Raw genomic sequence first — 22,306 nt, forward strand, 5'->3', positions numbered from 1 at the left:
GATCCAATGTGGGAGGGGGCTTGCTCCCACATGTGGATTGGATTGCCACTTCCCGATCGTTAACGGAAATCCCGGCGCTCGCGGATCAACGTGTAGGCATTGTGCAATTCCCGAGTGCGCTCCGTGGCCTCACGCACTTGCGCAGGACTCGCGCCGGTACCGGCAATCTTGTCCGGATGATGGCGGCTGAGCAGTCGGCGATAGGCACGCTTGATCGCCGACGGTTCGGTGGTCGCCGTCACACCCAGCAAGCGCAACGCATCCTGATAGGTGCCGCCCCGACTCACCAACGGTTTGCGCTCCGGCGTGTAGTCACCCGCCAATGCCTGGAGTTGTTGCGGCGTCCAGCCCAGCCACTTGCCCCATTGATCAATCAGGTCACGCTCGGCGTCACCGGCCTTGCCGTCCGCCCAGGCCATGCGCCAGCACGCACGCAATACCCCTTCTGCCGCATGGGGTTGAGCCTTGAGCACACGCAGATAGCTGCGCACCCGGTCGGCGCCGGACTTGCCGCGATTAAACGCCGCAATCGCACGGCGTTGCGCTGAGTCGCTCATGTCCAGCCCACGCATTTCCTGGCGCGCCTGCTGGATATGTCCATCCACCACTCGCCCATTGCTCTTGGCCAGACGCCCCAGCAACACAAACAACAACTCGTCATTGCGCAACACCGGGCGCCCGCCCAGGCGCTCGCGCAACTGCGCCCAGCTGTGCAGTTGCAGACGGCGGTCCAGCGCCTGCCCCAACAGCGCACCCAACAAAGCCCCCGGAATACTGGCAATCGCAAAGCCAGCCCCGGCGCCGATCAGCGTCCCTGGCCACAGCATGTTACTGCCCCGCTGCCAGCAGGGTTTCGACTTGCGCCAGGCGCTCCAGCGTGCCGACATCAATCCAGCGTCCTGCCATGTGTTCCCCCGTTACCAGACCTTTGGCCATGGCTGCCCGCAAAAGCGGCGCCAGCTTGAAGGCACCCGCGCTGCAACCCGCGAACAGCTTGGGGTCGAGTACGGAAATGCCACTGAAGGTCAGGTTATCGGCACCGGGCGCGGCATCATGAAGCAAACCCTGATCAAGGTAGAAATCACCGCCCGAGGGGTGATGCGCCGGGTTATCGACCATCACCAGGTGAGCCAAGCCCTTGAGCGGTTGCTTGAGCCGGGCGAAGTTGTAATCGGTCCAGATATCGCCATTGACCACCAGGAAGGGCTCATCCCCCAGTAACGGCAGTGCCTGGAAAATCCCGCCGCCGGTTTCCAGCGGCTCGCCCTCAGGCGAATAACGGATGCGCAAGCCAAACTGCGCGCCGTCCCCCAGATAGCTTTCGATCTGCTGGCCGAGCCAGGCATGGTTGATCACGATCTCGGTGAAGCCGGCCTTGGCCAGCGCCTCCAAGTGATACTCGATCAAGCGCTTGCCGCCGGCCTGCACCAGCGGCTTGGGCGTGTGCAAGGTCAGCGGACGCATCCGCTCGCCTTTGCCGGCGGCCAGGATCATGGCCTTCATACGCTCGCCTCGGCGGGTTGACGCAGGCTGGCCAGCAGTTCACCCAGTTCGCTCAGTTCCGGACGGTCCGCCAGTACCGTTTCTATATAAGCAAAGAAGCGCGGTACGTCGGCCAGGTAGCGTGGCTTGCCGTCGCGATGACAGATGCGCGCAAAAATGCCGATGACCTTGAGGTGACGCTGCACGCCCATCAAGTCGCTGGCACGCAGGAATTCTTCGACATCCGCCTGCACCGGAATGCCCAATTGCCCGGCACGCTGCCAGTAACCGCGCTGCCAATCCCGCACGCGGGCCTTGGGCCAACTGAGGAAGGCATCTTTGAACAGGCAAGTGATGTCATAGGTGACAGGCCCGTAGACCGCATCCTGGAAGTCCAGCACGCCAGGGTTCGGTTCGCTGATCATCAGGTTGCGCGGCATGTAGTCGCGGTGTACCAGCACCTTTGGCTGGGCCAGGGCGCTGTCGATCAGGTGATCGCTGACACGCTGCCAAAGCGCTTGCTGCTGCGTATCGAGTTCGATACCCAGATGCCGGCGCACGTACCACTCGGGAAACAATTCGAGCTCGCGGTGCAGCAAGGCTACGTCATAGCTGGGCAGTGGCGCGTCCATCGGTAATTGCTGAAAAGCCAGCAAGGCGTCGATGGCATCGGCAAACAATTGATCGGCATTCTGCTCGTCAATCACTTCCAAATAGGTTTTTGTGCCCAGGTCATTGAGCAAAAGAAAGCCTCGCGGCAAATCTTCTGCATAAATTTTTGGCACATTTATTCCCGACTTCGCTAACAAATGCGCGATATCGACGAAAGGTTTGCAGTTTTCCTGGGGGGGTGGGGCGTCCATCACCACGAATGTCCGGCCACCGCCTTCCCAACGGAAATAGCGCCTGAAACTCGCGTCGCTGCTGGCCGCGGTCAATGTGGCCGGGGGTACGGCACCCCAGCCTTGAGCGTTGAAAAGGATCGGCAACTGCTCATCCAGCCAGACTTCCAGCTGTTGTAAACGTAGATCGTGCTCGGGCATTACAAGGGTCTCCGACGGCGCTAGCCGTCAAGCGGGGCATGCTTTATTATCACGCATCTTTTTCAGACCATCGAGAGGCGTGCGGCCCAAACCGCGGGCAGATGGCACGCAGGAAGCCCGGACTAATAAGATGGCATTGAAATCCCCCGCGTTTCGTAGAAAATTTCCGTTGCTGGTAACCGGCAGTCTGCTGGCCCTGCAACCCTTCGCCACCTCATTCGTGGTCGCCGCGGAACAGTATGACTGCTCAGTCTCTGCTTCGGGTGCCTGGGATTGCGCGCCGAAAACCGCCGCAGCCCCGTTGCCACCACGCCCGGTGCATGATGGCGCAGCCATCAGCTCCGCCAACAGCACGGCGCAAGCCGATGCCGGCGGCAAAGCCGAGGCCGTGCCGCAGACCGCACTGGTCACCGAATCCAAGGGCCGTGGCCTGCGCTCGCGCAGCGCCGACTACAGCCACTTGGACTGGGTACCGCGCGACAAGCTGACCGCAGCGCAACTGGCCGAAACAGGCCCTTACTGCGGCGGTGCGTACATCGAGCCGACTCGTCCTGGCATGAACGACAAGACGAACAAGAGCGATGCGCCCACCTTCATCGGCGCCAAGGCCTCGCGTTACGAGCAGGAACAACAGGTCGCGACCCTGGCCGGTGACGTCGTCATGCGCCAAGGCAGCATGCAGCTGGAATCGGAAGAAGCCAGCCTGTACCAGGCCGAGAACCGTGGCGAACTGAACGGCAAAGTCCGTCTGCGCGACAACGGCGCACTGATCGTGGGCGACCACGCCGAAGTGCAACTCGATACCGGCGCGGCCCAGATCGACAACGCCGAATACGTGCTGCACAAGTCGCGTATCCGCGGTAACGCGCTGTACGCCAAGCGTGCCGAGAACGCGATCATCCGTCTCAAGGACGGTACGTACACAACGTGCGAGCCAGACAGCAACGCCTGGCAGCTCAAGGGCAACAACATCACGTTGAACCCGGCCACCGGTTTCGGTACGGCCACCAACGCGACGTTGCGGATCAAGAACATCCCGATCCTCTATACCCCTTACATCTACTTCCCGATCGACGACCGTCGTCAATCCGGCTTCCTGCCGCCAAGCTTCAGCACCGGCAGCGAAACCGGCTTCACCCTGGTTACGCCGTACTACTTCAACCTGGCGCCAAACTACGACGCCACGTTGTACCCGCAATACATGACCAAGCGCGGTTTGTTGATGGAAGGCGAATTCCGCTACCTCACCAAGTCCAGCGAAGGCCAGTTCGGCGGCGCGTACCTGAACGACGATAACGACGAGCGCAGCAAGCAGACCGATTACGAAAAAACCCGCTACATGCTCAACTGGCAACACAAGGGTGGGCTGGATTCGCGTGTACTGACCCAGGTCGACTACACCCGGATCAGCGATCCTTACTACTTCCAGGATCTGAAGTCGTTCCAGGAAGGCGTTGAAAGCCGGGATGCCCTTAATCAACAGGGTTCCGTGACCTACCGGGGCGACTCTTACCAGGCGCGCCTGAACGTCCAGGCTTACCAGTTGGCGACGATCTCCCAGATCACACCGTATGACCGGTTGCCGCAAATCACCTTCAATGGTGCGCTCCCGTATCATCCGGGCGGGCTGGACTTTACCTACGAGACTGAAGCTGTTCGCTTTGAGCGCAGTCTGGAGAACGGTACCTTTACCGATCAGGACGGCCTCGTGTCGCCTCGCCTGGACACCTACGTCAGAGGCCTGACCCGTGCAAACGGTACTCGACTCAACGTAGCTCCAGCTGTTGAATATCCGATGAACTGGACCTATGGCTTTGTGACGCCGAAGCTCAAGTACGTCTACACCAAGTACGACCTGGACCTGGACAGCACCGGCAAGAACCAGATTATTGCTGACCAAGCTGCAGCAACCGCCGCCAACCCTTACGCGGGTGGCACGTTCAAGAGCTCCCAGGACCGTGCGGTTCCGGTGGCGAGTGTCGACAGCGGCCTGTACTTTGATCGCAACACCAACTGGTTCGGCAAAGATTATCGCCAGACCCTTGAGCCGCGTGCGTTCTACCTCTACGTACCGAACAAGGACCAGGCTGATATCCCGGTCTTCGACACCAGCGAATACTCGTTCAGCTACGCCTCGCTGTTCCGCGACAACCGCTTCAGCGGCGCTGACCGGATCGGTGACGAGAACAAGCTGTCCCTGGGCTTGACCAGCCGCTGGATCGAAGACAACGGCTTCGAGCGTCAGCGCGTCTCCGTGGGCCAGGCGCTGTACTTCAAGGATCGTGAAGTCCAACTGCCGGGCATCCTGGCTTCCGACCGTGCCGATGCAAACTCGGATGTATCACCAGTCGCCCTGGACTACGAGTTCCGCTTCAACCGCGACTGGCGCGCCACCGCTGATTACAACTGGGACACCGAGGAACACAGTCCTCGTTCCGGCAGCGCGATGCTTCACTACCAGCCGGAAGACAACCCGAACAAGATCATCAACGTCGGTTACCGTTATCGTAACGACCAGGTGGTCTACAACCAGCTGACCGGCAAATGGCAGTTCGGTGGTGACTACGGGCAGCCAGGCGATCCGAACTTCGTGAAGGATTACTACAAAATCCAACAACACGACTTCTCGATGATGTGGCCGATCATTCCTCAGTGGAACCTGATCACCCGCTGGCAGTATGACTACGCCCGCAACCGTACCCTGGAAGCCTTCGGTGGTTTCGAGTACGACAACTGCTGCTGGAAACTGCGCGTCATCAACCGTTACTGGGTTTCCAACGACGAATACAGCCAGATCGCCCCGCTTAACGAAAAGGGTGACCACGGGCTCTTCTTCCAGATCGTCCTCAAAGGACTCGGCGGCCTGACCGGCGCCAAGGTAGAGAGCTTCCTCGACAAAGGCATTGAAGGTTATCGTGAACGTGAAGACCAAGCTTTCTGATTGTCTGCGCCCGCTAGTGCTGGGCGCACTGCTCCTGGGGACCGCATCGGCTCACGCTGCGGTTCAACAACTGGACAAGGTCGTGGCCATCGTCGATAACGACGTGATCATGCAGAGCCAACTGGACCAACGCGTCAAGGAAGTCCAGCAAACCATCGCCAAGCGTGGCGGTGGCGTGCCACCTACCAGCGTCCTGGACCAACAGGTACTGGAACGCCTGATCGTCGAAAACCTGCAACTGCAGATCGGTGATCGTTCCGGCATCCGTATTTCGGACGAAGAACTGAACCAGGCCGTGGGCACTATTGCCCAGCGCAACAACATGAGCATTGACCAGTTCCGTGCAGCCCTGGCCCACGACGGTTTGTCCTATGAGGACGCCCGTGACCAGATCCGCCGTGAAATGATCATCAGCCGTGTGCGTCAGCGCCGTGTCGCCGAGCGGGTTCAGGTGTCCGAGCAGGAAGTGAAGAACTTCCTGGCGTCCGACTTGGGCAAAATGCAGCTTTCCGAAGAACTGCACTTGGCCAATATCCTGATCCCAACCCCGGACAGCGCCAACTCCGAGCAGCTCAATGCAGCCGCCGCCAAGACCCAGGCTATCTATGATCGCCTCAAGGCCGGTGCTGATTTTGCCCAGATGGCCATTGCCCAGTCCGGCAGCGACAACGCCCTCGAAGGCGGTGACATGGGCTGGCGTAAAGCCGCTCAACTGCCACCTCCGTTCGACCGTGAACTGAGCGCCATGGAAGTGGGTGGTATCACCCAGCCTGCGCGTACGCCGGGTGGCTTCATCATCCTCAAGCTCCTGGAAAAACGCGGCGGTGAAACCTCGCTCAAGGATGAGGTACATGTTCGCCACATCCTGGTCAAACCGAGTGAAATCCGTACCGAAGCCCAAACCAAGGAACTGGCCCAGAAGATCTATGACCGCATCGAAAGCGGTGAAGACTTCGCCACCTTGGCCAAAAGCTTCTCGGAAGACCCAGGTTCCGCCCTCAACGGCGGCGATTTGAACTGGATCGACCCGAAGGCCCTGGTGCCTGAGTTCCAGCAGGTGATGGCCGATACTCCGCAAGGCGTACTGTCCAAGCCGTTCAAGACCCAATATGGCTGGCATGTGCTGGAAGTCCTTGGCCGTCGCGCCACCGACAACACCAACCAAGCCCGCGAGCAACAAGCGTTGAACGTACTGCGTAACCGCAAGTACGACGAAGAGCTGCAAACCTGGCTGCGTCAGATCCGTGACGAAGCCTACGTGGAAAACAAGCTGCCAGGCGCCCCGCAAACAGGCACCGACCAGGCAGCTCAGTGAAACCCCAGCGTTTCGCGGTGACACCCGGCGAGCCGGCCGGCATTGGTCCTGACCTGTGCCTGCTGCTCGCCTCGCAACCTCAGCCACACCCCCTGATTGCTATTACCAGCCGCGACCTGCTCCTTGAGCGGGCCGCGCAGCTGGGTGTGGCTGTCACTTTGCTGGACGTGGCGCCAGGCAACTGGCCCGACTTGCCCGCCCCCGCCGGTAGCTTGTATGTGTGGGACACCCCGCTACAGGCCAAGGTGGTTGCCGGGCAACTGGACAAGGCCAACGCGGCGTTCGTGCTGGAAACCCTGACGCGCGCAGGGCAAGGCTGCATCGATGGCGATTTCGCCGGTATGATCACGGCCCCGGTGCACAAGGGCGTGATCAACGAATCCGGCATCGCCTTTTCCGGCCACACCGAGTTCCTCGCCGAACTGACCCACACCGCTCAAGTCGTGATGATGCTGGCCACACGCGGCCTGCGGGTCGCCCTGGTGACCACGCACCTGCCGCTGCGTGAGATTGCCGATGCCATCACCGTCGAGCGACTGGAGCGCGTGACACGCATCCTGCACGCCGACCTGCAACAGAAATTCGGCATCGCCCAACCGCGCATCCTGGTCTGTGGGCTTAACCCCCACGCCGGTGAAGGCGGCCACTTGGGCCATGAAGAAATCGACATCATCGAACCCACCCTGGAGCGTCTGCGCCAAGAAGGCATGGACCTGCGCGGCCCACTGCCAGCGGACACTCTGTTTACCCCCAAATATCTGGAGCACTGCGACGCAGTGCTGGCGATGTACCACGACCAGGGGCTGCCGGTGCTTAAATACAAAGGCTTCGGCGCCGCCGTCAACGTGACACTGGGCCTGCCGATCATCCGTACCTCCGTCGACCATGGCACTGCCCTGGACCTGGCGGGCAGCGGCAAGATCGATACCGGCAGCCTGCACGTGGCCCTGGAAACCGCCTATCAGATGGCCGAGACCCGTATATGACTGAGCATTACCAACACCGGGCGCGTAAGCGCTTCGGGCAAAACTTCCTGCACGACGCCGGCGTGATCGACCGCATCCTGCGCTCGATCCATGCCAAGCCCGAAGACCGCCTGCTGGAAATCGGCCCGGGCCAGGGCGCATTGACCCAGGGCCTGCTGGCCAGCGGCGGCCAACTGGACGTGGTGGAACTGGACAAGGACCTGATCCCGATCCTCAACCAGCAGTTCGCCGGCATGCCCAACTTCAACCTGCATCAGGGGGATGCACTGAAGTTCGACTTCAATACCCTCAACGCAGCGCCCAACAGCCTGCGGGTGGTAGGTAACCTGCCGTACAACATCTCCACGCCGCTGATTTTCCACCTGCTGAACAACGCCGGGATCATCCGCGACATGCACTTCATGCTGCAAAAGGAAGTGGTGGAACGCCTGGCTGCCGGGCCGGGGGGTGGTGATTGGGGTCGGCTGTCGATCATGGTCCAGTACCACTGCCGCGTCGAACACCTGTTCAACGTCGGCCCCGGTGCGTTCAACCCGCCGCCGAAGGTCGACTCGGCCATCGTGCGCCTGGTGCCACACGCCGTGCTGCCGCATCCGGCCAAGGATCACAAATTGCTTGAGCGCGTGGTGCGTGAAGCCTTCAACCAGCGCCGCAAAACCCTGCGCAACACGCTCAAGGCGCTGTTGAGCCAGGCCGAAATCGAAGCCGCCGGCGTCGATGGCAGCCTGCGGCCCGAGCAGTTGGACCTGGCCGCATTCGTGCGCTTGGCCGACCAGCTTGCCATCCAGCCTGCGCCCACTGCGGACTGAAGCCTGTAGTGCCTGGGCCGGACAGCATGTCTGGCCTAGTGCCCGCTTCTTGGCCTAGACTGACCCGCATCTGCTGTCCTCCGCTTTTGCTTTTAAGGCCTCTTGCATGTCCGATCCTCGCTACCAGATCGACGTCAGCGTCGTCACCCGCTTCCTCGCGGACCAATCGCAACCTGAACAGAACCGCTTCGCCTTTGCCTACACCATCACGGTGAAAAACAACGGGCTGGTGCCGGCCAAGTTGCTGTCACGCCACTGGGTCATCACCGACGGTGACGGCCAGGTCGAAGAAGTGCGCGGCGCGGGCGTGGTAGGCCAGCAGCCGCTGATCGACATAGGCGCCAGCCACACCTACAGCAGCGGCACGGTGATGACCTCCAAGGTCGGCACCATGCAGGGTTCGTATCAGATGAAAGCCACTGACGGTAAATTGTTCGACGCCATCATTGCGCCCTTCCGCCTCGCGGTGCCGGGAGCCCTGCACTGATGGCGACCTATGCGGTCGGCGACCTGCAAGGTTGTCTGGAGCCCCTCAAGTGCCTGCTTGATCGCGTAGCCTTCGACCCGGCAAAGGATCGACTGTGGCTGGTGGGTGATGTGGTCAACCGGGGCCCTGAGTCCCTGGAGACCCTGCGCTACTTATATAGCCTGCGTGACTCCCTGGTGTGCGTGCTGGGCAACCACGACCTGCACCTGCTGGCGGCCAGCAACACGATCGAGCGCCTGAAAAAGGGCGACACCCTGCGGGAAATCCTCGAAGCGCCGGATCGCGCCGAGTTGCTCGACTGGCTGCGCCGGCAAAAAATCATGCATTACGACCAAGGCCGCAACATGGCCCTGGTCCATGCTGGCATCCCGCCCCAGTGGACACTGAAGAAAGCCCTCAAGTGTGCCGCTGAAGTCGAAAGCGCACTGGCCGATGACACCCTGTATACCGCCTATCTCGACGGCATGTACGGCAACGATCCCGTCAAGTGGGACAACGACCTGACCGGCGTCGCCCGCCTACGAGTGATCACCAACTATTTCACCCGCATGCGCTTCTGCACCGCTGAAGGCAAACTGGACCTCAAGAGCAAAGAAGGCGCCGACACCGCGCTGCCGGGTTACAAACCGTGGTTTGCTCACAAAGAGCGCAAGACCCGTGACACCAAGATCGTTTTTGGTCATTGGGCAGCGCTTGAAGGCAAGTGCGATGAGCCCGGCGTCTTCGCCCTCGACACCGGTTGCGTGTGGGGCGGCGCCATGACCCTGATGAATATCGACACCGGCGAGCGTTATAGCTGCCAGTGCGAATCTCCCCTTCCCGTTACACTGCCGGCTACGGCCAAGCCATAGGAGCCCGCCATGAGCGAATTCAAACGTATCCCTCCCGAACACGCCCAAGCACTGCGCGAGCAAGGTGCCGTGGTGGTCGACATCCGTGACCAGCCGACGTATGCGGCCGGCCACATCACCGGTGCCCAGCACGTGGACAACGTCAACATCGCCGACTTCATCCGCGCCGCCGACCTTGACGCACCCGTGATCGTGGCGTGCTACCACGGCAATTCCAGTCAGAGCGCGGCGGCCTACCTGGTCAGCCAGGGTTTCTCCGATGTCTATAGCCTGGACGGTGGCTTTGAGCTTTGGCGTACGACTTATCCTGCGGAAATTTCTTCAGGCAATTCGCAATAATTTTTTTCACACCCCGCTACCCCGCGTGACGCTTGGGCTAGCGCCGTTTCTGACGAACGGCGCAGCCAAACTAATTACGTATCGCGCCTTGACCTCTCCGATTCCGAACTATCCTTAAGCGCAGGCCATCCGAATCAGGGGAGAGCCGGTACACCGGCGTGCGGGTCATCGGTAGCGTTTCAGGGTGTTTGGGGGGAAAACGGCCATTGGTGTTCGCCAATGTCTGCCAGCATCGACTGATTGATCCGGCGTCGGCTCCACGTATCGAGCGAGGTGACGACGTCATGAGTATCTTTAGCCACTTCCAACAACGCTTCGCGTCCACACAGCAGGAAGAACTCACGCTGCAAGAGTATCTCGAGCTGTGCAAACAAGACCGTAGCACCTACGCATCTGCCGCCGAACGCCTGCTCTTGGCGATTGGCGAGCCGGAGCTGGTGGAAACCGCCAACAATTCGCGGCTGTCGCGAATATTCTCCAACAAGGTGATCCGCCGCTACCCGGCCTTTGAAGACTTCCACGGAATGGAAGAATGCATTGACCAGATCGTCTCCTACTTCCGCCATGCCGCCCAAGGCCTGGAAGAGAAGAAACAGATCCTCTACCTGCTCGGCCCCGTCGGCGGCGGTAAATCGTCCCTGGCCGAAAAACTCAAACAACTGATCGAGAAGGTGCCCTTCTACGCCATCAAGGGCTCACCGGTCTTCGAGTCGCCCCTGGGCTTGTTCAACGCCACGGAAGATGGCGCGATCCTCGAAGAAGACTTCGGCATCCCACGGCGCTACCTCAACACCATCATGTCACCCTGGGCCACCAAGCGCCTGGCCGAGTTCGGCGGTGACATCAGCCAGTTCCGCGTGGTGAAACTCTACCCGTCGATCCTCAACCAGATCGGCGTGGCCAAGACCGAGCCGGGCGACGAGAACAACCAGGACATATCGGCGCTGGTGGGTAAGGTCGATATCCGCAAACTCGAGGAATTCCCGCAGAACGACGCCGATGCTTACAGCTACTCGGGCGCACTGTGCCGGGCCAACCAGGGCCTGATGGAGTTCGTGGAGATGTTCAAGGCACCGATCAAGGTGCTGCACCCCCTGCTCACCGCGACTCAGGAAGGCAACTACAACAGTACCGAAGGCCTGGGCGCAATTCCGTTCACCGGGATCCTGCTGGCCCACTCCAACGAATCGGAATGGCACACCTTCCGTAACAACAAGAACAACGAAGCCTTCATCGACCGGATCTATATCGTCAAGGTGCCGTACTGCCTGCGGGTCAGCGATGAGATCAAGATTTACGACAAACTGCTGTTCAACAGCTCGCTGGCCAAGGCCCACTGCGCACCCGACACCCTGAAGATGCTCGCCCAGTTCACCGTGCTGTCACGCCTCAAGGAGCCGGAAAACTCGAACATCTACTCGAAGATGCGTGTGTACGACGGCGAAAACCTCAAGGACACCGACCCCAAGGCCAAGTCGATCCAGGAATACCGCGACACGGCGGGTGTGGATGAGGGCATGAACGGCCTGTCGACGCGCTTTGCGTTCAAGATCCTGTCCAAGGTCTTCAACTTCGACCCCCACGAGATCGCCGCCAACCCGGTACATCTGCTCTACGTGCTGGAACAGCAGATCGAACAGGAGCAATTCCAGGCAGAAACCCGCGAGCGCTACCTGCGCTTCCTCAAGGAATACCTGGCGCCGCGCTACATCGAGTTCATCGGCAAGGAAATCCAGACCGCGTACCTGGAGTCCTACAGCGAATATGGCCAGAACATCTTCGACCGCTACGTGCTGTACGCCGACTTCTGGATCCAGGACCAGGAATACCGGGATCCGGAAACCGGTGAGATCCTCAATCGCGTAGCCCTCAACGAAGAACTGGAGAAAATCGAAAAACCAGCCGGCATCAGCAATCCGAAAGATTTCCGCAACGAAATTGTCAACTTCGTGCTGCGCGCACGGGCCAACAACAACGGCAAGAACCCGACCTGGCTCAGCTACGAGAAGCTGCGGGTGGTCATCGAGAAGAAAATGTTCTCCAACACCGAGGACCTGCTGCCGGTCATCAGCTTCAACGCCAAGGCCAGCAAGGAGGATCAGCAAAAGCACAACGACTTCGTCACACGAATGGTCGAGCGCGGCTACACAGACAAACAGGTACGGCTGCTCTCCGAGTGGTACCTGCGGGTTCGCAAATCGCAGTAAGGCAGCGACAGGCGTGCGCTGCCGGGCTTCTGGCCTGGCAGCCGACCGCTTGTCTCTAAGCTTCCAGCTCGCTGCTTGAAGCTTGTAACGTGAAGCTGCCCGGAGGGCTCCCCATGAGCTATGTGATCGACCGACGCCTCAATGGCAAGAACAAGAGCACGGTAAACCGCCAGCGTTTCCTGCGGCGTTACCGTGACCACATCAAAAAGGCCGTTGAAGAGGCCGTCAGCCGCCGCTCTATCACCGATATGGAGCATGGCGAACAAATCAGCATTCCTGGACGGGACATCGACGAACCGGTGCTGCACCACGGCCGGGGCGGTAAACAGACCGTCGTGCACCCCGGCAACAAGGAATTCACCACCGGCGAACATATCCAGCGCCCCCAAGGCGGTGGCGGCGGCAAGGGCCCCGGCAAGGCGGGTAATTCCGGCGAAGGCATGGATGAGTTCGTGTTCCAGATCACCCAGGAAGAATTCCTCGAGTTCATGTTCGAGGACCTGGAGTTGCCCAACCTGGTCAAGCGCAACCTGACCGGCACCGACACCTTCAAGACCGTCCGCGCCGGGATCAGTAACGAGGGCAACCCGTCACGCATCAACATCATCCGCACCCTGCGCTCGGCCCATGCCCGGCGTATCGCCCTGTCGGGCAGCAGCCGCGCCAAACTGAGGGATGCCAAGGAAGAGTTGGCGCGTTTGAAACGTGAAGAGCCGGACAACTTCGGCGATATTCAGGAAATAGAGGCGGAAATAGAGAAACTCAGCGCACGCATTCATCGTGTGCCATTTCTCGACACCTTTGACTTGAAATACAACCTGCTGGTCAAACAACCCAATCCCAGTTCCAAGGCGGTGATGTTCTGCCTGATGGACGTTTCCGGCTCCATGACCCAGGCCACCAAGGACATCGCCAAGCGCTTCTTTATCCTGCTGTACCTGTTTCTCAAGCGGAACTACGACAAGATCGATGTGGTGTTCATTCGCCACCACACCAGCGCCCGGGAAGTAGACGAAGAAGAGTTCTTCTACTCGCGAGAAACCGGCGGCACCATCGTCTCCAGCGCGTTGAAGTTGATGCAGGAGATCATGGCCGAGCGCTACCCGGCCAACGAGTGGAATATCTACGCCGCCCAAGCCTCGGACGGCGACAACTGGAACGACGACTCGCCTATCTGCCGCGACATCCTGATCAACCAGATCATGCCGTTCGTGCAGTACTACACTTACGTTGAAATCACCCCCCGTGAGCACCAGGCCCTGTGGTTCGAATATGAACGCATCGGCGAAGCCTTTGCCGACACCTTCGCCCAGCAGCAACTGGTCTCGGCCGGCGATATCTACCCGGTCTTCCGTGAACTCTTCCAGCGCAGGTTAGTGACATGACCGCCAAAAAAGAGCAAAAGCGCCAACCCATTTCCACGGGGTCTGAGTGGACCTTTGAACTGATCCAGGCCTATGACCGGGAAATCAGCCGCATTGCGGCGGGTTATGCCCTGGACACCTACCCCAACCAGATCGAAGTGATCACCGCCGAACAGATGATGGATGCCTATGCCTCCGTCGGCATGCCCCTGGGTTATCACCATTGGTCCTACGGCAAACACTTCCTCAGCACCGAAAAGTCCTACAGTCGTGGCCAGATGGGTTTGGCCTACGAGATCGTGATCAACTCCGACCCCTGCATCGCCTACCTGATGGAAGAGAACACCATCTGCATGCAAGCGCTGGTGGTGGCTCACGCATGCTACGGGCACAACAGCTTCTTCAAGGGTAATTACCTGTTCCGCACATGGACCGATGCCAGTTCGATCATCGATTATCTGGTGTTTGCCAAGCAGTACATCATGCAATGCGAGGAGCGCCACGGCATCGATGCGGTGGAAGACCTGCTCGACTCCTGCCATGCCCTGATGAACTACGGAGTCGACCGTTACAAACGCCCCTACCCGATTTCCGCCGAGGAAGAACGTCTGCGCCAGAAAGAGCGCGAAGAGCACCTGCAGAAACAGATCAACGACTTGTGGCGCACCATTCCCAAACGCGCCGGCAAGAACAGCGACAAGGACAATGCGCGCTTCCCCTCCGAACCTCAGGAAAACATCCTCTATTTCCTGGAAAAGCACGCGCCGTTGCTGGAGCCGTGGCAGCGTGAAATCGTGCGTATTGTGCGCAAGATCGCCCAGTACTTTTATCCACAGCGTCAGACCCAGGTGATGAACGAAGGATGGGCGACGTTCTGGCACTACACCTTGATGAACGACCTGTACGACGAAGGCCTGGTCACTGACGGTTTCATGATGGAGTTTCTCACCTCCCATACCAGCGTGGTGTTCCAGCCAGGCTTCGACAGCCCTTACTACAACGGCATCAACCCTTACGCGCTGGGCTTCGCCATGTACCGCGATATCCGACGCATGTGCGAACACCCAACCGAGGAGGACCGCCGCTGGTTCCCCGAAATCGCCGGCAGCGACTGGCTGTCTACCATCAAGTTCGCCATGAGCAGCTTCAAGGATGAGAGTTTTATCCTGCAGTACCTGTCACCCCAAGTGATTCGTGACCTGAAGCTGTTCAGCATCCTCGATGACGACCTCAAGGATGACCTGCTGGTACCGGCCATCCATGATGAACCCGGCTACCGCACCATCCGCGAAACCTTGGCGGCGCAGTACAACCTGGGCAATCGCGAGCCTAATGTGCAGATCTACAGCATCGATGTGCGTGGCGACCGCTCGTTGACCCTGCGCCATCAGCAACACGACCGCAAACCTCTCGGCGAATCCACCGAGGAAGTGCTCAAGCACCTGCACCGGCTGTGGGGGTTCGACATCCACCTGGAAACCCTGCAAGGCGATCAGGTGATGAAAACCCATCACGTGCCACCGCGCAGCGATCATAACGACAACGACTACGGGCGCCTGGACCTCGCCGTCGTTCATCTCTGAAACAGCAAAGCCTCCATTGGCCAGGCACAGGCGGTATCCTGTGACGCTAATGGAGGCTTTTTCATGAAAATCTACAAAGTCGGCGGTGCCGTACGCGACCGCTTGCTGGGCATCAAGGTCACCGACATCGACCGCGTTATCGTGGGTGCAACCACAGAAGAGATGCTGGCCAAAGGCTTCAAACCTGTGGGTGCAGACTTCCCGGTATTCCTGGACCCAAAAAATGGCGATGAATACGCGCTGGCCCGCACCGAACGCAAGAGCGGTCGGGGTTACGGCGGCTTTGTGTTTCATGCCAGCCCAGAGGTTACGCTGGAAGAAGACCTGATCCGTCGCGACCTGACCATCAACGCGATGGCGGAAGACGATGACGGCAACTTGACTGACCCCTATCACGGCCTGCGCGACCTTGAAGCGCGCATTTTGCGCCATGTTTCCCCGGCATTCGCCGAAGATCCCCTACGGGTACTGCGAGTCGCGCGCTTTGCTGCGCGTTACGCGCACCTGGGTTTTACCGTCGCGCCCGAAACACTGGAACTGATGCGTCAACTCAGCGAGTCCGGTGAACTGGAAGCCCTGACACCGGAGCGCAGTTGGAAAGAAATCTCTCGGGCATTGATGGAAGATCAGCCACAGGTATTTATCCAGGTACTGCGCGACTGCGCTGCGTTGAAAACCTTGATGCCTGAGGTCGATGCACTGTTCGGCGTACCGCAGCCCGAAGCCCATCACCCGGAAATCGACACCGGCGTGCACACCTTGAGCGTGTTGGAACAGGCAGCCTTGCACAAACAGCCACTGACTGTGCGCTGGGCTTGCCTGCTCCACGACCTGGGCAAGGGCACGACGCCTGTGGATAAGTTGCCGCAGCATATTGCCCATGAACATCGGGGCTTGAAGCTGATCAAGGCCGTCAATGAACGCTTCAAAGTGCCAAGGGATTGTCAGGAACTGGCGTTGCTGGTGGGCCAATACCACACTCACGGCCATCGGGCGCTTGAGCTGAAAGCCTCGACATTGCTGGAGTTGCTGCAGAGTTTTGACGTGTACCGTCGGCCGCAGCGCTTTGAAGAGTTTGTGATCGCCTGCGAGATGGACGCCCGGGGCCGCAAGGGCCTGGAGCAACGCATTTATCCACAGGCGGATTATTTGCGTGGGGCTGCGAAGGCAGCCCGCGAAGTGGCCGTCGCGCCCTTGCTGGAGAAGGGCTTCAAAGGCCCGGAACTGGGTGAGGCGCTGAAGCGCGAAAGGCTTAAGGCGTTGAAGGCCTACAAAGAACAGCCCACTCTCTAGACGCTGCCCACCCGTGGCGAGGGAGCTTGCTCCCGTTGGGCTGCGCAGCAGCCCTAAACCCGGCTGTTGAGTCTTGGCAGGGAGACTGTGGTGTGCTTATTGGGGCCGCTTCGCAGCCCAGCGGGAGCAAGCTCCCTCGCCACAGGAAGCTCGGCGCCTACAAAAGCGTGCCTGGCGTGAGTTGCTGGCCCCGCCATTCAAACCCGACAGGGGCCAACACCTGGTCAATCTGCGCATCGCGCCACAGTTCGGCCAGGGTCTTGCCCACCTCAGGGTGCACGCGATCGGGCGCCATCAACGACAGCGGCCACAGCACAAAGGCGTTCTTCAGGATCTCTGCACGGGGCAGGACCAGGCCCTCGAAATTACCCACCAGCTCGCCATACAGCAGCACGTCGATGTCCAGCGGCAAGCCCTTACGGTCCGGCGCATAGCGACCATTATCGGCCTCGATGAATTTCAACCGGCGATCCAGCTCCGTCAACGGCAGGTCGGTATAGGCCGACACCACCAAGTTGAAGAAAGGCCCGCTCTTGATGCCCACCGGCTGGCTTTCGAACACCGCCGAGCAGCGCATATCGGTCAAAAAAACCGCCAACGCATCAAGGCCGGCGCGTAGATGGGACTCGCGCTCGATATTACTGCCTAGGCCAAGGTAAACCTGAGTTAGCGACATCCGCGCTCGATCTCCACACCCACGCCCTTGGCAGCCGGCACGGCCCCCGGCTTGGTCAACTTGAGGTGCAACCAGGGAATCTGGAATTCACTCATGAGCACCTCGGCCAGGCGTTCAGCGAAGGTCTCCACCAATTGGTACTGGGACTGCTCGGCAAACGCCTGGATACGCGCGGATACACTGGCGTAATCCAGCGCCAGGGTCAGGTCGTCACCGGCAGCGGCCGGGCGGTTATCCCAGGCGAAGCTCAGGTCCAGGCGCAGGCATTGGCGGATTCCGCGCTCCCAGTCGTAGGCCCCGATGACGGTGTCGACTTCCAGGCCTTCGATAAACACTCTGTCCAAGCACTCTTCTCCGCTGCACGACAAGGGCGCGATGCCCCGTTAGAATCAGGGCGTCCTCGCCCGGAATAGTTAGCATGTTTTGGTTACTGGCGATTCTCGCCTACCTGCTCGGCTCGCTGTCCTTCGCCATTTTGCTCAGCCGCCTGACGGGAAATCCCGACCCGCGAATGAGTGGCTCAGGCAATGCCGGCGCCACCAATATGTTGCGCCTGGCCGGTAAGAAGCTCGCCGTACTGACCCTGCTGGGCGACATGTGCAAGGGCTTGTTGCCCGTGCTGATCGCCAGCCTTGCCGGCCTTACCCTGCAACAACAGGCCTGGATCGGTGTATGTGCCGTCCTGGGCCATCTGTTTCCACTGTACTTCCGCTTTCGCGGTGGCAAAGGCGTCGCCACGGCAGCCGGCATGTTACTGGGGATCTACCCACCAGCGGCGTTGCTGGCCGTGCTCGCCTGGCTGCTGGCGTTCTACCTGACCCGCACCAGCTCACTTGCCGCGCTGATCGCCACCCCGCTCACCCTGCCGCTATTGGCCTGGCAGGAACCGGCGGCACTGGTACCGATGAGCGTGCTGACACTGCTGATCGTCTGGCGCCACCGAGGCAATTTACGCGACCTGTTTGCCGGGCGCGAACGGCATTTTTAAATACGTTCGCTGAGCCCGGCTCACGTTATGGCGTTACAACGGCGACAACTGCTCCATCGGCCAGCGCGCCTGCACGCTGATCGCCAGGCTTTCATGCTGCCCGGCCTGCAGGCGCTGGCAACCGGCATAGGCGATCATCGCGCCATTGTCGGTGCAGAACTCCGGTCGTGCGTAGAACACATCGCCTTTCATGTCGCCGAGCATTTTTTCCAGCGAGGTGCGCAAGGCCTTGTTGGCGCTGACGCCGCCTGCGATCACCAGGCGCTTCATGCCCGCCTGTTTCAAGGCACGCTTGCACTTGATGGTCAAAGTCTCCACCACGGCCTGCTGGAACGCCAGGGCGATGTCGCAACGGGCTTGCTCGCTGTCGTCCCCAGCGCTGACGCTTTGCTGCCAGGTGTTCAGCGCGGAGGTTTTCAGACCGCTGAAGCTGAACATCAGACCTGGTCGATCACACATCGGACGCGGGAAGGTGTAGCGGCCGGCAACACCTTTTTCGGCGAGGCGGGCGATTTCCGGACCACCGGGATAATTGAGGCCCATCATCTTCGCGGTCTTGTCGAAAGCTTCGCCGGCGGCGTCATCCAGCGACTCACCCAAAAGGGTGTATTGGCCGATGCCATCCACCTGAACCAACTGCGTATGGCCGCCCGAAACCAACAAAGCGACGAACGGGAACTGCGGCGGTGTTTTTTCCAGCATGGGTGCCAATAAATGGCCTTCCATATGGTGCACGCCGAGTGCCGGAATGCCCCAGGCGAACGCCAGCGCCTGGGCGCAAGAGGCCCCAACCAGCAGGGCTCCGACCAATCCGGGCCCCGCGGTGTAGGCAATGGCGTCGATCTCGGTCGGCACGCAGCCGGCTTCATCCAGCACCTGACGAATCAGGGGCAGCATGCGTTTGACGTGATCACGGCTGGCCAGCTCCGGCACCACGCCGCCATAGGCGCGGTGCAGGTCGATCTGACTGAACAGCGCATCGGCCAAGAGCCCGCGTTCACTGTCGTAAAGTGCGACACCGGTTTCGTCGCAGGAGGTTTCAAGTCCCAGTACTAGCATGGGTTTGCGCCTTGTAGAGGCTGAATTCGAAGGCGCGCATAATAGTCGCCACTCCCCCTCCCGACTAGCGGTTTTCGATCAGAGGCTTTGCATTCCGGGCAATGAGGGGTTAACATCCGCAACCCTTAAAAACCGACGACCTCAGCCGCGAATTTTTTGCGACGAGAACGTTGATCCCGGTAATGAAAGAAGGTAGCTCTGGATGCCAGCCGTCAAAGTTAAAGAGAACGAACCCTTCGACGTAGCTCTGCGTCGTTTCAAGCGCTCCTGCGAAAAAGCCGGTGTACTGGCTGAAGTTCGTAGCCGCGAATTTTACGAGAAGCCTACTTCTGAGCGTAAGCGTAAAGCAGCAGCCGCTGTTAAGCGTCACGCCAAGAAAGTTCAGCGCGAACAGCGCCGCGCCGTTCGTCTGTACTAATACACAGACGTTCGTAGCAAGCTTCTGCCAAGCCCGGCCCTCAGCCGGGCTATTGGCATTTGCGGATATCGCTTGATGCTTCACTGTCGACGCCGCACATGCGACCGAGACAACCGCTTCACACGTCAGGACTGGCTCTTTTGCCAGCGGTGCACGTCTCTTCTGACGAGCCTAACAAGGCTACTGACGAGCACACTCATTCTGTAAACAGGCGATCAAATCGGTCGACTGCACCCATCGAGCTCCGAGGCCCGCCGTTGGCCAATACCGGATGCCCGGGTAACATTTCCATGCCAAAGACTGAATAGAAATTAACGTCAGTGAATGTTCGGCAGATACACTTCCATGCAGCCCAAGCAGACGATAATGGTCGAGCCACTCAACCTGTGCGCTTGAGCTCTTCACGGGCCCTCATTTACACGCAGTGACGACGAGAACGCCATGGCCGGGCTGATTCCCCAGAGCTTTATTGACGACCTCCTGAACCGCACCGACATCGTCGATGTTGTCAGCTCGCGCGTGCAACTGAAAAAAGCCGGCAAGAACTACACCGCCTGCTGCCCGTTCCACAAAGAAAAGACCCCGTCGTTCAGCGTCAGCCCCGACAAACAGTTCTACTACTGCTTCGGTTGCGGCGCGGGCGGTAATGCCCTCGGCTTTCTCATGGACCACGACAACCTGGACTTCCCCCAGGCTATCGAGGACTTGGCCAAAGCCGCCGGCATGGAGATCCCCCGCGAAGAAAGTGGTCGCCCACACAAACCGCGACAACCCACCGATTCGCCGCTGTACCCGCTGCTGACCGCCGCTGCCGACTTTTACCGTCAGGCGCTTAAAAGCCATCCGCAGCGCAAGGCCGCCGTCGACTATCTCAAGGGGCGCGGCCTCACCGGTGAAATCGCCCGCGACTTCGGCCTCGGTTTCGCCCCTCCCGGGTGGGACAACCTGTACAAACACCTGAGCAGCGACACCCTCCAGCAAAAGGCCATGATCGACGCAGGCCTGCTGGTGGAAAACGCCGAGACGGGCAAACGCTATGACCGCTTCCGCGATCGCGTGATGTTCCCGATCCGCGACAGCCGAGGCCGCATCATCGCCTTTGGTGGCCGTGTCCTGGGGGACGACAAGCCCAAGTACCTGAACTCCCCGGAAACCCCGGTGTTCCACAAAGGCCAGGAACTCTACGGCCTGTTCGAAGCACGCAAAAACAACCGCAACCTCGACGAGATCATTGTGGTTGAAGGCTATATGGACGTGATCGCGCTCGCCCAACAGGGCCTGCGCAATGCCGTGGCCACCCTCGGCACGGCCACCAGCGAAGAACATTTGAAGCGTCTGTTTCGCGTAGTGCCCAGCGTGCTGTTCTGTTTCGACGGCGACCAGGCGGGCCGCAACGCCGCCTGGCGCGCACTTGAAGCAACGCTGTCGAGCTTGCAGGACGGGCGTCGCGCACGCTTTCTGTTCCTGCCCGAAGGCGAAGACCCGGATACCCTGGTGCGCTCCGAAGGCACCGATGCGTTCCGCGCGCGCATCAATCAACACGCACAGCCGCTGGCGGACTATTTCTTCCAGCAACTGACCGAAGAAGCCGACCCGCGCTCCCTCGAAGGCAAGGCCCACATGGCCACGCTCGCCGCACCGCTGATCGACAAAGTACCGGGTGCCAACCTGCGTACGCTGATGCGCCAGCGCTTGCTGGAAATCACCGGGTTGAGTGGCGAGGCCGTCAGCCAGCTGGCGCACAGTGCGCCGCAGGACGCCCCGCCCGCCTACGACCCAGGCATGGATTATGACGCCATGCCGGACTATTCCGACTTCCACCAACCGCAGGAGGCCTACACGCCCCAGCAAGCGTGGACACCGAAAAAGCCCGGCGCCGGCGGCAAGAAATGGGACAAGAAACCCTGGAGCAAGAACGGCAAGCGCGGTGACAACGATGAAGCCTATGCCCCACGCACCCCGGTTGCCGTAGAAGCGCCGACGCTGATTGCCCTGCGCACGCTCATCCATCACCCGCAATTGGCGGAAAAGGTTGAAAGCGCCGATCACTTTGCCAACGCGAGCAATACGTACGCCCAGGTCCTGATCGCCTTGATCGAGGCAGTCCAGAAAAATCCTAAGCTAAACTCAATTCAGTTGATGGCTCGCTGGCATGGCACCGAACAAGGCCGATTGTTGAAAGCACTCGCAGAAAAGGAGTGGCTAATTGACGGCGATAACCTTGAACAACAGTTTTTAGACACCATTACTAGGTTATCCGCGGGTCAGCACACGCAGACCCTCGATGAGCTCATAAAGCGAGCCAGGCAGCCGGATTTATCGGCTGAAGAGAAAATTCAGATAGCAAAACAGATGCGTGACCTCTTAAAACAGAATGTTTCCGCATCAAACCCGACCTCAGCTGGCGTGTGAGGTCATAGCTCGGGTATAATCCTCGGCTTGTTTTTTGCCCGCCAAGACCTTCA

The 22,306-nt window shown here is 59.9% G+C and carries 20 protein-coding genes; 14 read left to right on the top strand and 6 right to left on the bottom strand.

The genetic code is table 11. The features are described 5' to 3' along the window. Positions 1-59: 59 nt before the first annotated feature. From BM403_RS08120 to BM403_RS08130, 3 genes are read right to left on the bottom strand one after another with little or no spacing between them, the layout of a single operon-like run. Positions 60-827, bottom strand: a complete 768-nt coding sequence (locus tag BM403_RS08120; protein WP_064054222.1) for a TerB family tellurite resistance protein — start codon at positions 825-827, stop codon at positions 60-62. Position 828: 1 nt separating this feature from the next. Continuing rightward, positions 829-1,503 carry an N-acetylmuramate alpha-1-phosphate uridylyltransferase MurU gene (gene murU / locus BM403_RS08125; protein WP_015886170.1) on the bottom strand — a complete coding sequence of 225 codons (675 nt, stop codon included), beginning with the start codon at positions 1,501-1,503 and terminating at the stop codon, positions 829-831. Further along, positions 1,500-2,525 (bottom strand): aminoglycoside phosphotransferase family protein, encoded by a 1,026-nt coding sequence (locus tag BM403_RS08130; RefSeq protein WP_093542400.1) that lies wholly within the window; start codon positions 2,523-2,525, stop codon positions 1,500-1,502. The genes murU and BM403_RS08130 overlap by 4 nt, the downstream gene beginning before the upstream one ends. A 130-nt stretch (positions 2,526-2,655) precedes the next feature. Between BM403_RS08130 and BM403_RS08135 the strand changes: the two genes are divergently transcribed. From BM403_RS08135 to BM403_RS08185, 11 genes are all read left to right on the top strand, one after another. After that, positions 2,656-5,466, top strand: a complete 2,811-nt coding sequence (locus tag BM403_RS08135; RefSeq protein ID WP_015886172.1) for an LPS-assembly protein LptD — start codon at positions 2,656-2,658, stop codon at positions 5,464-5,466. Next, complete coding sequence (locus tag BM403_RS08140) at positions 5,441-6,781, top strand: peptidylprolyl isomerase (protein WP_043205983.1); 1,341 nt, start codon at positions 5,441-5,443, stop codon at positions 6,779-6,781. Before BM403_RS08135 ends, BM403_RS08140 begins: the two co-directional genes overlap by 26 nt. Beyond that, positions 6,778-7,767, top strand: coding sequence for a 4-hydroxythreonine-4-phosphate dehydrogenase PdxA (pdxA, locus tag BM403_RS08145; RefSeq protein ID WP_046035017.1), 990 nt, complete (start codon positions 6,778-6,780; stop codon positions 7,765-7,767). Before BM403_RS08140 ends, pdxA begins: the two co-directional genes overlap by 4 nt. Beyond that, positions 7,764-8,576, top strand: coding sequence for a 16S rRNA (adenine(1518)-N(6)/adenine(1519)-N(6))-dimethyltransferase RsmA (gene rsmA, locus BM403_RS08150; RefSeq protein WP_015886175.1), 813 nt, complete (start codon positions 7,764-7,766; stop codon positions 8,574-8,576). Before pdxA ends, rsmA begins: the two co-directional genes overlap by 4 nt. Before the next feature lie 106 nt (positions 8,577-8,682). Beyond that, positions 8,683-9,063: a Co2+/Mg2+ efflux protein ApaG gene (gene apaG, locus BM403_RS08155; protein ID WP_015886176.1), complete on the top strand. Its 381-nt coding sequence runs from the start codon at positions 8,683-8,685 to the stop codon at positions 9,061-9,063. After that, entirely contained in the window at positions 9,063-9,914 is an 852-nt protein-coding gene (locus BM403_RS08160; RefSeq protein ID WP_015886177.1) for a symmetrical bis(5'-nucleosyl)-tetraphosphatase, read from the top strand. The genes apaG and BM403_RS08160 overlap by 1 nt, the downstream gene beginning before the upstream one ends. 9 nt (positions 9,915-9,923) lie before the next feature. Then, positions 9,924-10,253 (top strand): thiosulfate sulfurtransferase GlpE, encoded by a 330-nt coding sequence (gene glpE / locus BM403_RS08165; RefSeq protein ID WP_015886178.1) that lies wholly within the window; start codon positions 9,924-9,926, stop codon positions 10,251-10,253. A 284-nt stretch (positions 10,254-10,537) separates the two neighbouring features. Continuing rightward, positions 10,538-12,460, top strand: a complete 1,923-nt coding sequence (locus BM403_RS08170; protein WP_003194732.1) for a PrkA family serine protein kinase — start codon at positions 10,538-10,540, stop codon at positions 12,458-12,460. A 113-nt stretch (positions 12,461-12,573) separates the two neighbouring features. After that, positions 12,574-13,845 (top strand): YeaH/YhbH family protein, encoded by a 1,272-nt coding sequence (locus BM403_RS08175; protein WP_015886179.1) that lies wholly within the window; start codon positions 12,574-12,576, stop codon positions 13,843-13,845. After that, positions 13,842-15,407: a SpoVR family protein gene (locus BM403_RS08180; protein ID WP_015886180.1), complete on the top strand. Its 1,566-nt coding sequence runs from the start codon at positions 13,842-13,844 to the stop codon at positions 15,405-15,407. The genes BM403_RS08175 and BM403_RS08180 overlap by 4 nt, the downstream gene beginning before the upstream one ends. Before the next feature lie 63 nt (positions 15,408-15,470). Further along, complete coding sequence (locus BM403_RS08185; RefSeq protein WP_093542402.1) at positions 15,471-16,700, top strand: multifunctional CCA addition/repair protein; 1,230 nt, start codon at positions 15,471-15,473, stop codon at positions 16,698-16,700. Positions 16,701-16,857: 157 nt separating this feature from the next. Here the strand turns inward: BM403_RS08185 and folK are convergent, their stop codons facing one another. Further along, on the bottom strand, positions 16,858-17,376 hold the full coding sequence (folK, locus tag BM403_RS08190) for a 2-amino-4-hydroxy-6-hydroxymethyldihydropteridine diphosphokinase (RefSeq protein ID WP_093542404.1): 519 nt from the start codon (positions 17,374-17,376) through the stop codon (positions 16,858-16,860). Continuing rightward, positions 17,367-17,720: a dihydroneopterin aldolase gene (gene folB, locus BM403_RS08195; protein WP_015886183.1), complete on the bottom strand. Its 354-nt coding sequence runs from the start codon at positions 17,718-17,720 to the stop codon at positions 17,367-17,369. Before folB ends, folK begins: the two co-directional genes overlap by 10 nt. 74 nt (positions 17,721-17,794) lie before the next feature. Between folB and plsY the strand changes: the two genes are divergently transcribed. Next, positions 17,795-18,364 (top strand): glycerol-3-phosphate 1-O-acyltransferase PlsY, encoded by a 570-nt coding sequence (plsY, locus tag BM403_RS08200; protein ID WP_015886184.1) that lies wholly within the window; start codon positions 17,795-17,797, stop codon positions 18,362-18,364. Positions 18,365-18,397: 33 nt separating this feature from the next. On the opposite strand, the gene tsaD is transcribed toward plsY, so the two are convergent. Then, positions 18,398-19,423 carry a tRNA (adenosine(37)-N6)-threonylcarbamoyltransferase complex transferase subunit TsaD gene (gene tsaD / locus BM403_RS08205; protein WP_015886185.1) on the bottom strand — a complete coding sequence of 342 codons (1,026 nt, stop codon included), beginning with the start codon at positions 19,421-19,423 and terminating at the stop codon, positions 18,398-18,400. A gap of 202 nt (positions 19,424-19,625) precedes the next feature. Here tsaD and rpsU point away from each other — a divergent pair, with 202 nt between their 5' ends. Both rpsU and dnaG read left to right on the top strand, forming a co-directional pair. Beyond that, on the top strand, positions 19,626-19,841 hold the full coding sequence (gene rpsU / locus BM403_RS08210) for a 30S ribosomal protein S21 (protein WP_002551877.1): 216 nt from the start codon (positions 19,626-19,628) through the stop codon (positions 19,839-19,841). Positions 19,842-20,282: 441 nt separating this feature from the next. Then, positions 20,283-22,253: a DNA primase gene (gene dnaG / locus BM403_RS08215; RefSeq protein WP_093542407.1), complete on the top strand. Its 1,971-nt coding sequence runs from the start codon at positions 20,283-20,285 to the stop codon at positions 22,251-22,253. The last annotated feature ends 53 nt before the right edge of the window (positions 22,254-22,306 follow it).

It is taken from the genome of Pseudomonas sp. OV546, from assembly GCF_900116845.1.
GTDB classification, from domain to species: Bacteria; Pseudomonadota; Gammaproteobacteria; order Pseudomonadales; family Pseudomonadaceae; genus Aquipseudomonas; species Aquipseudomonas petroselini.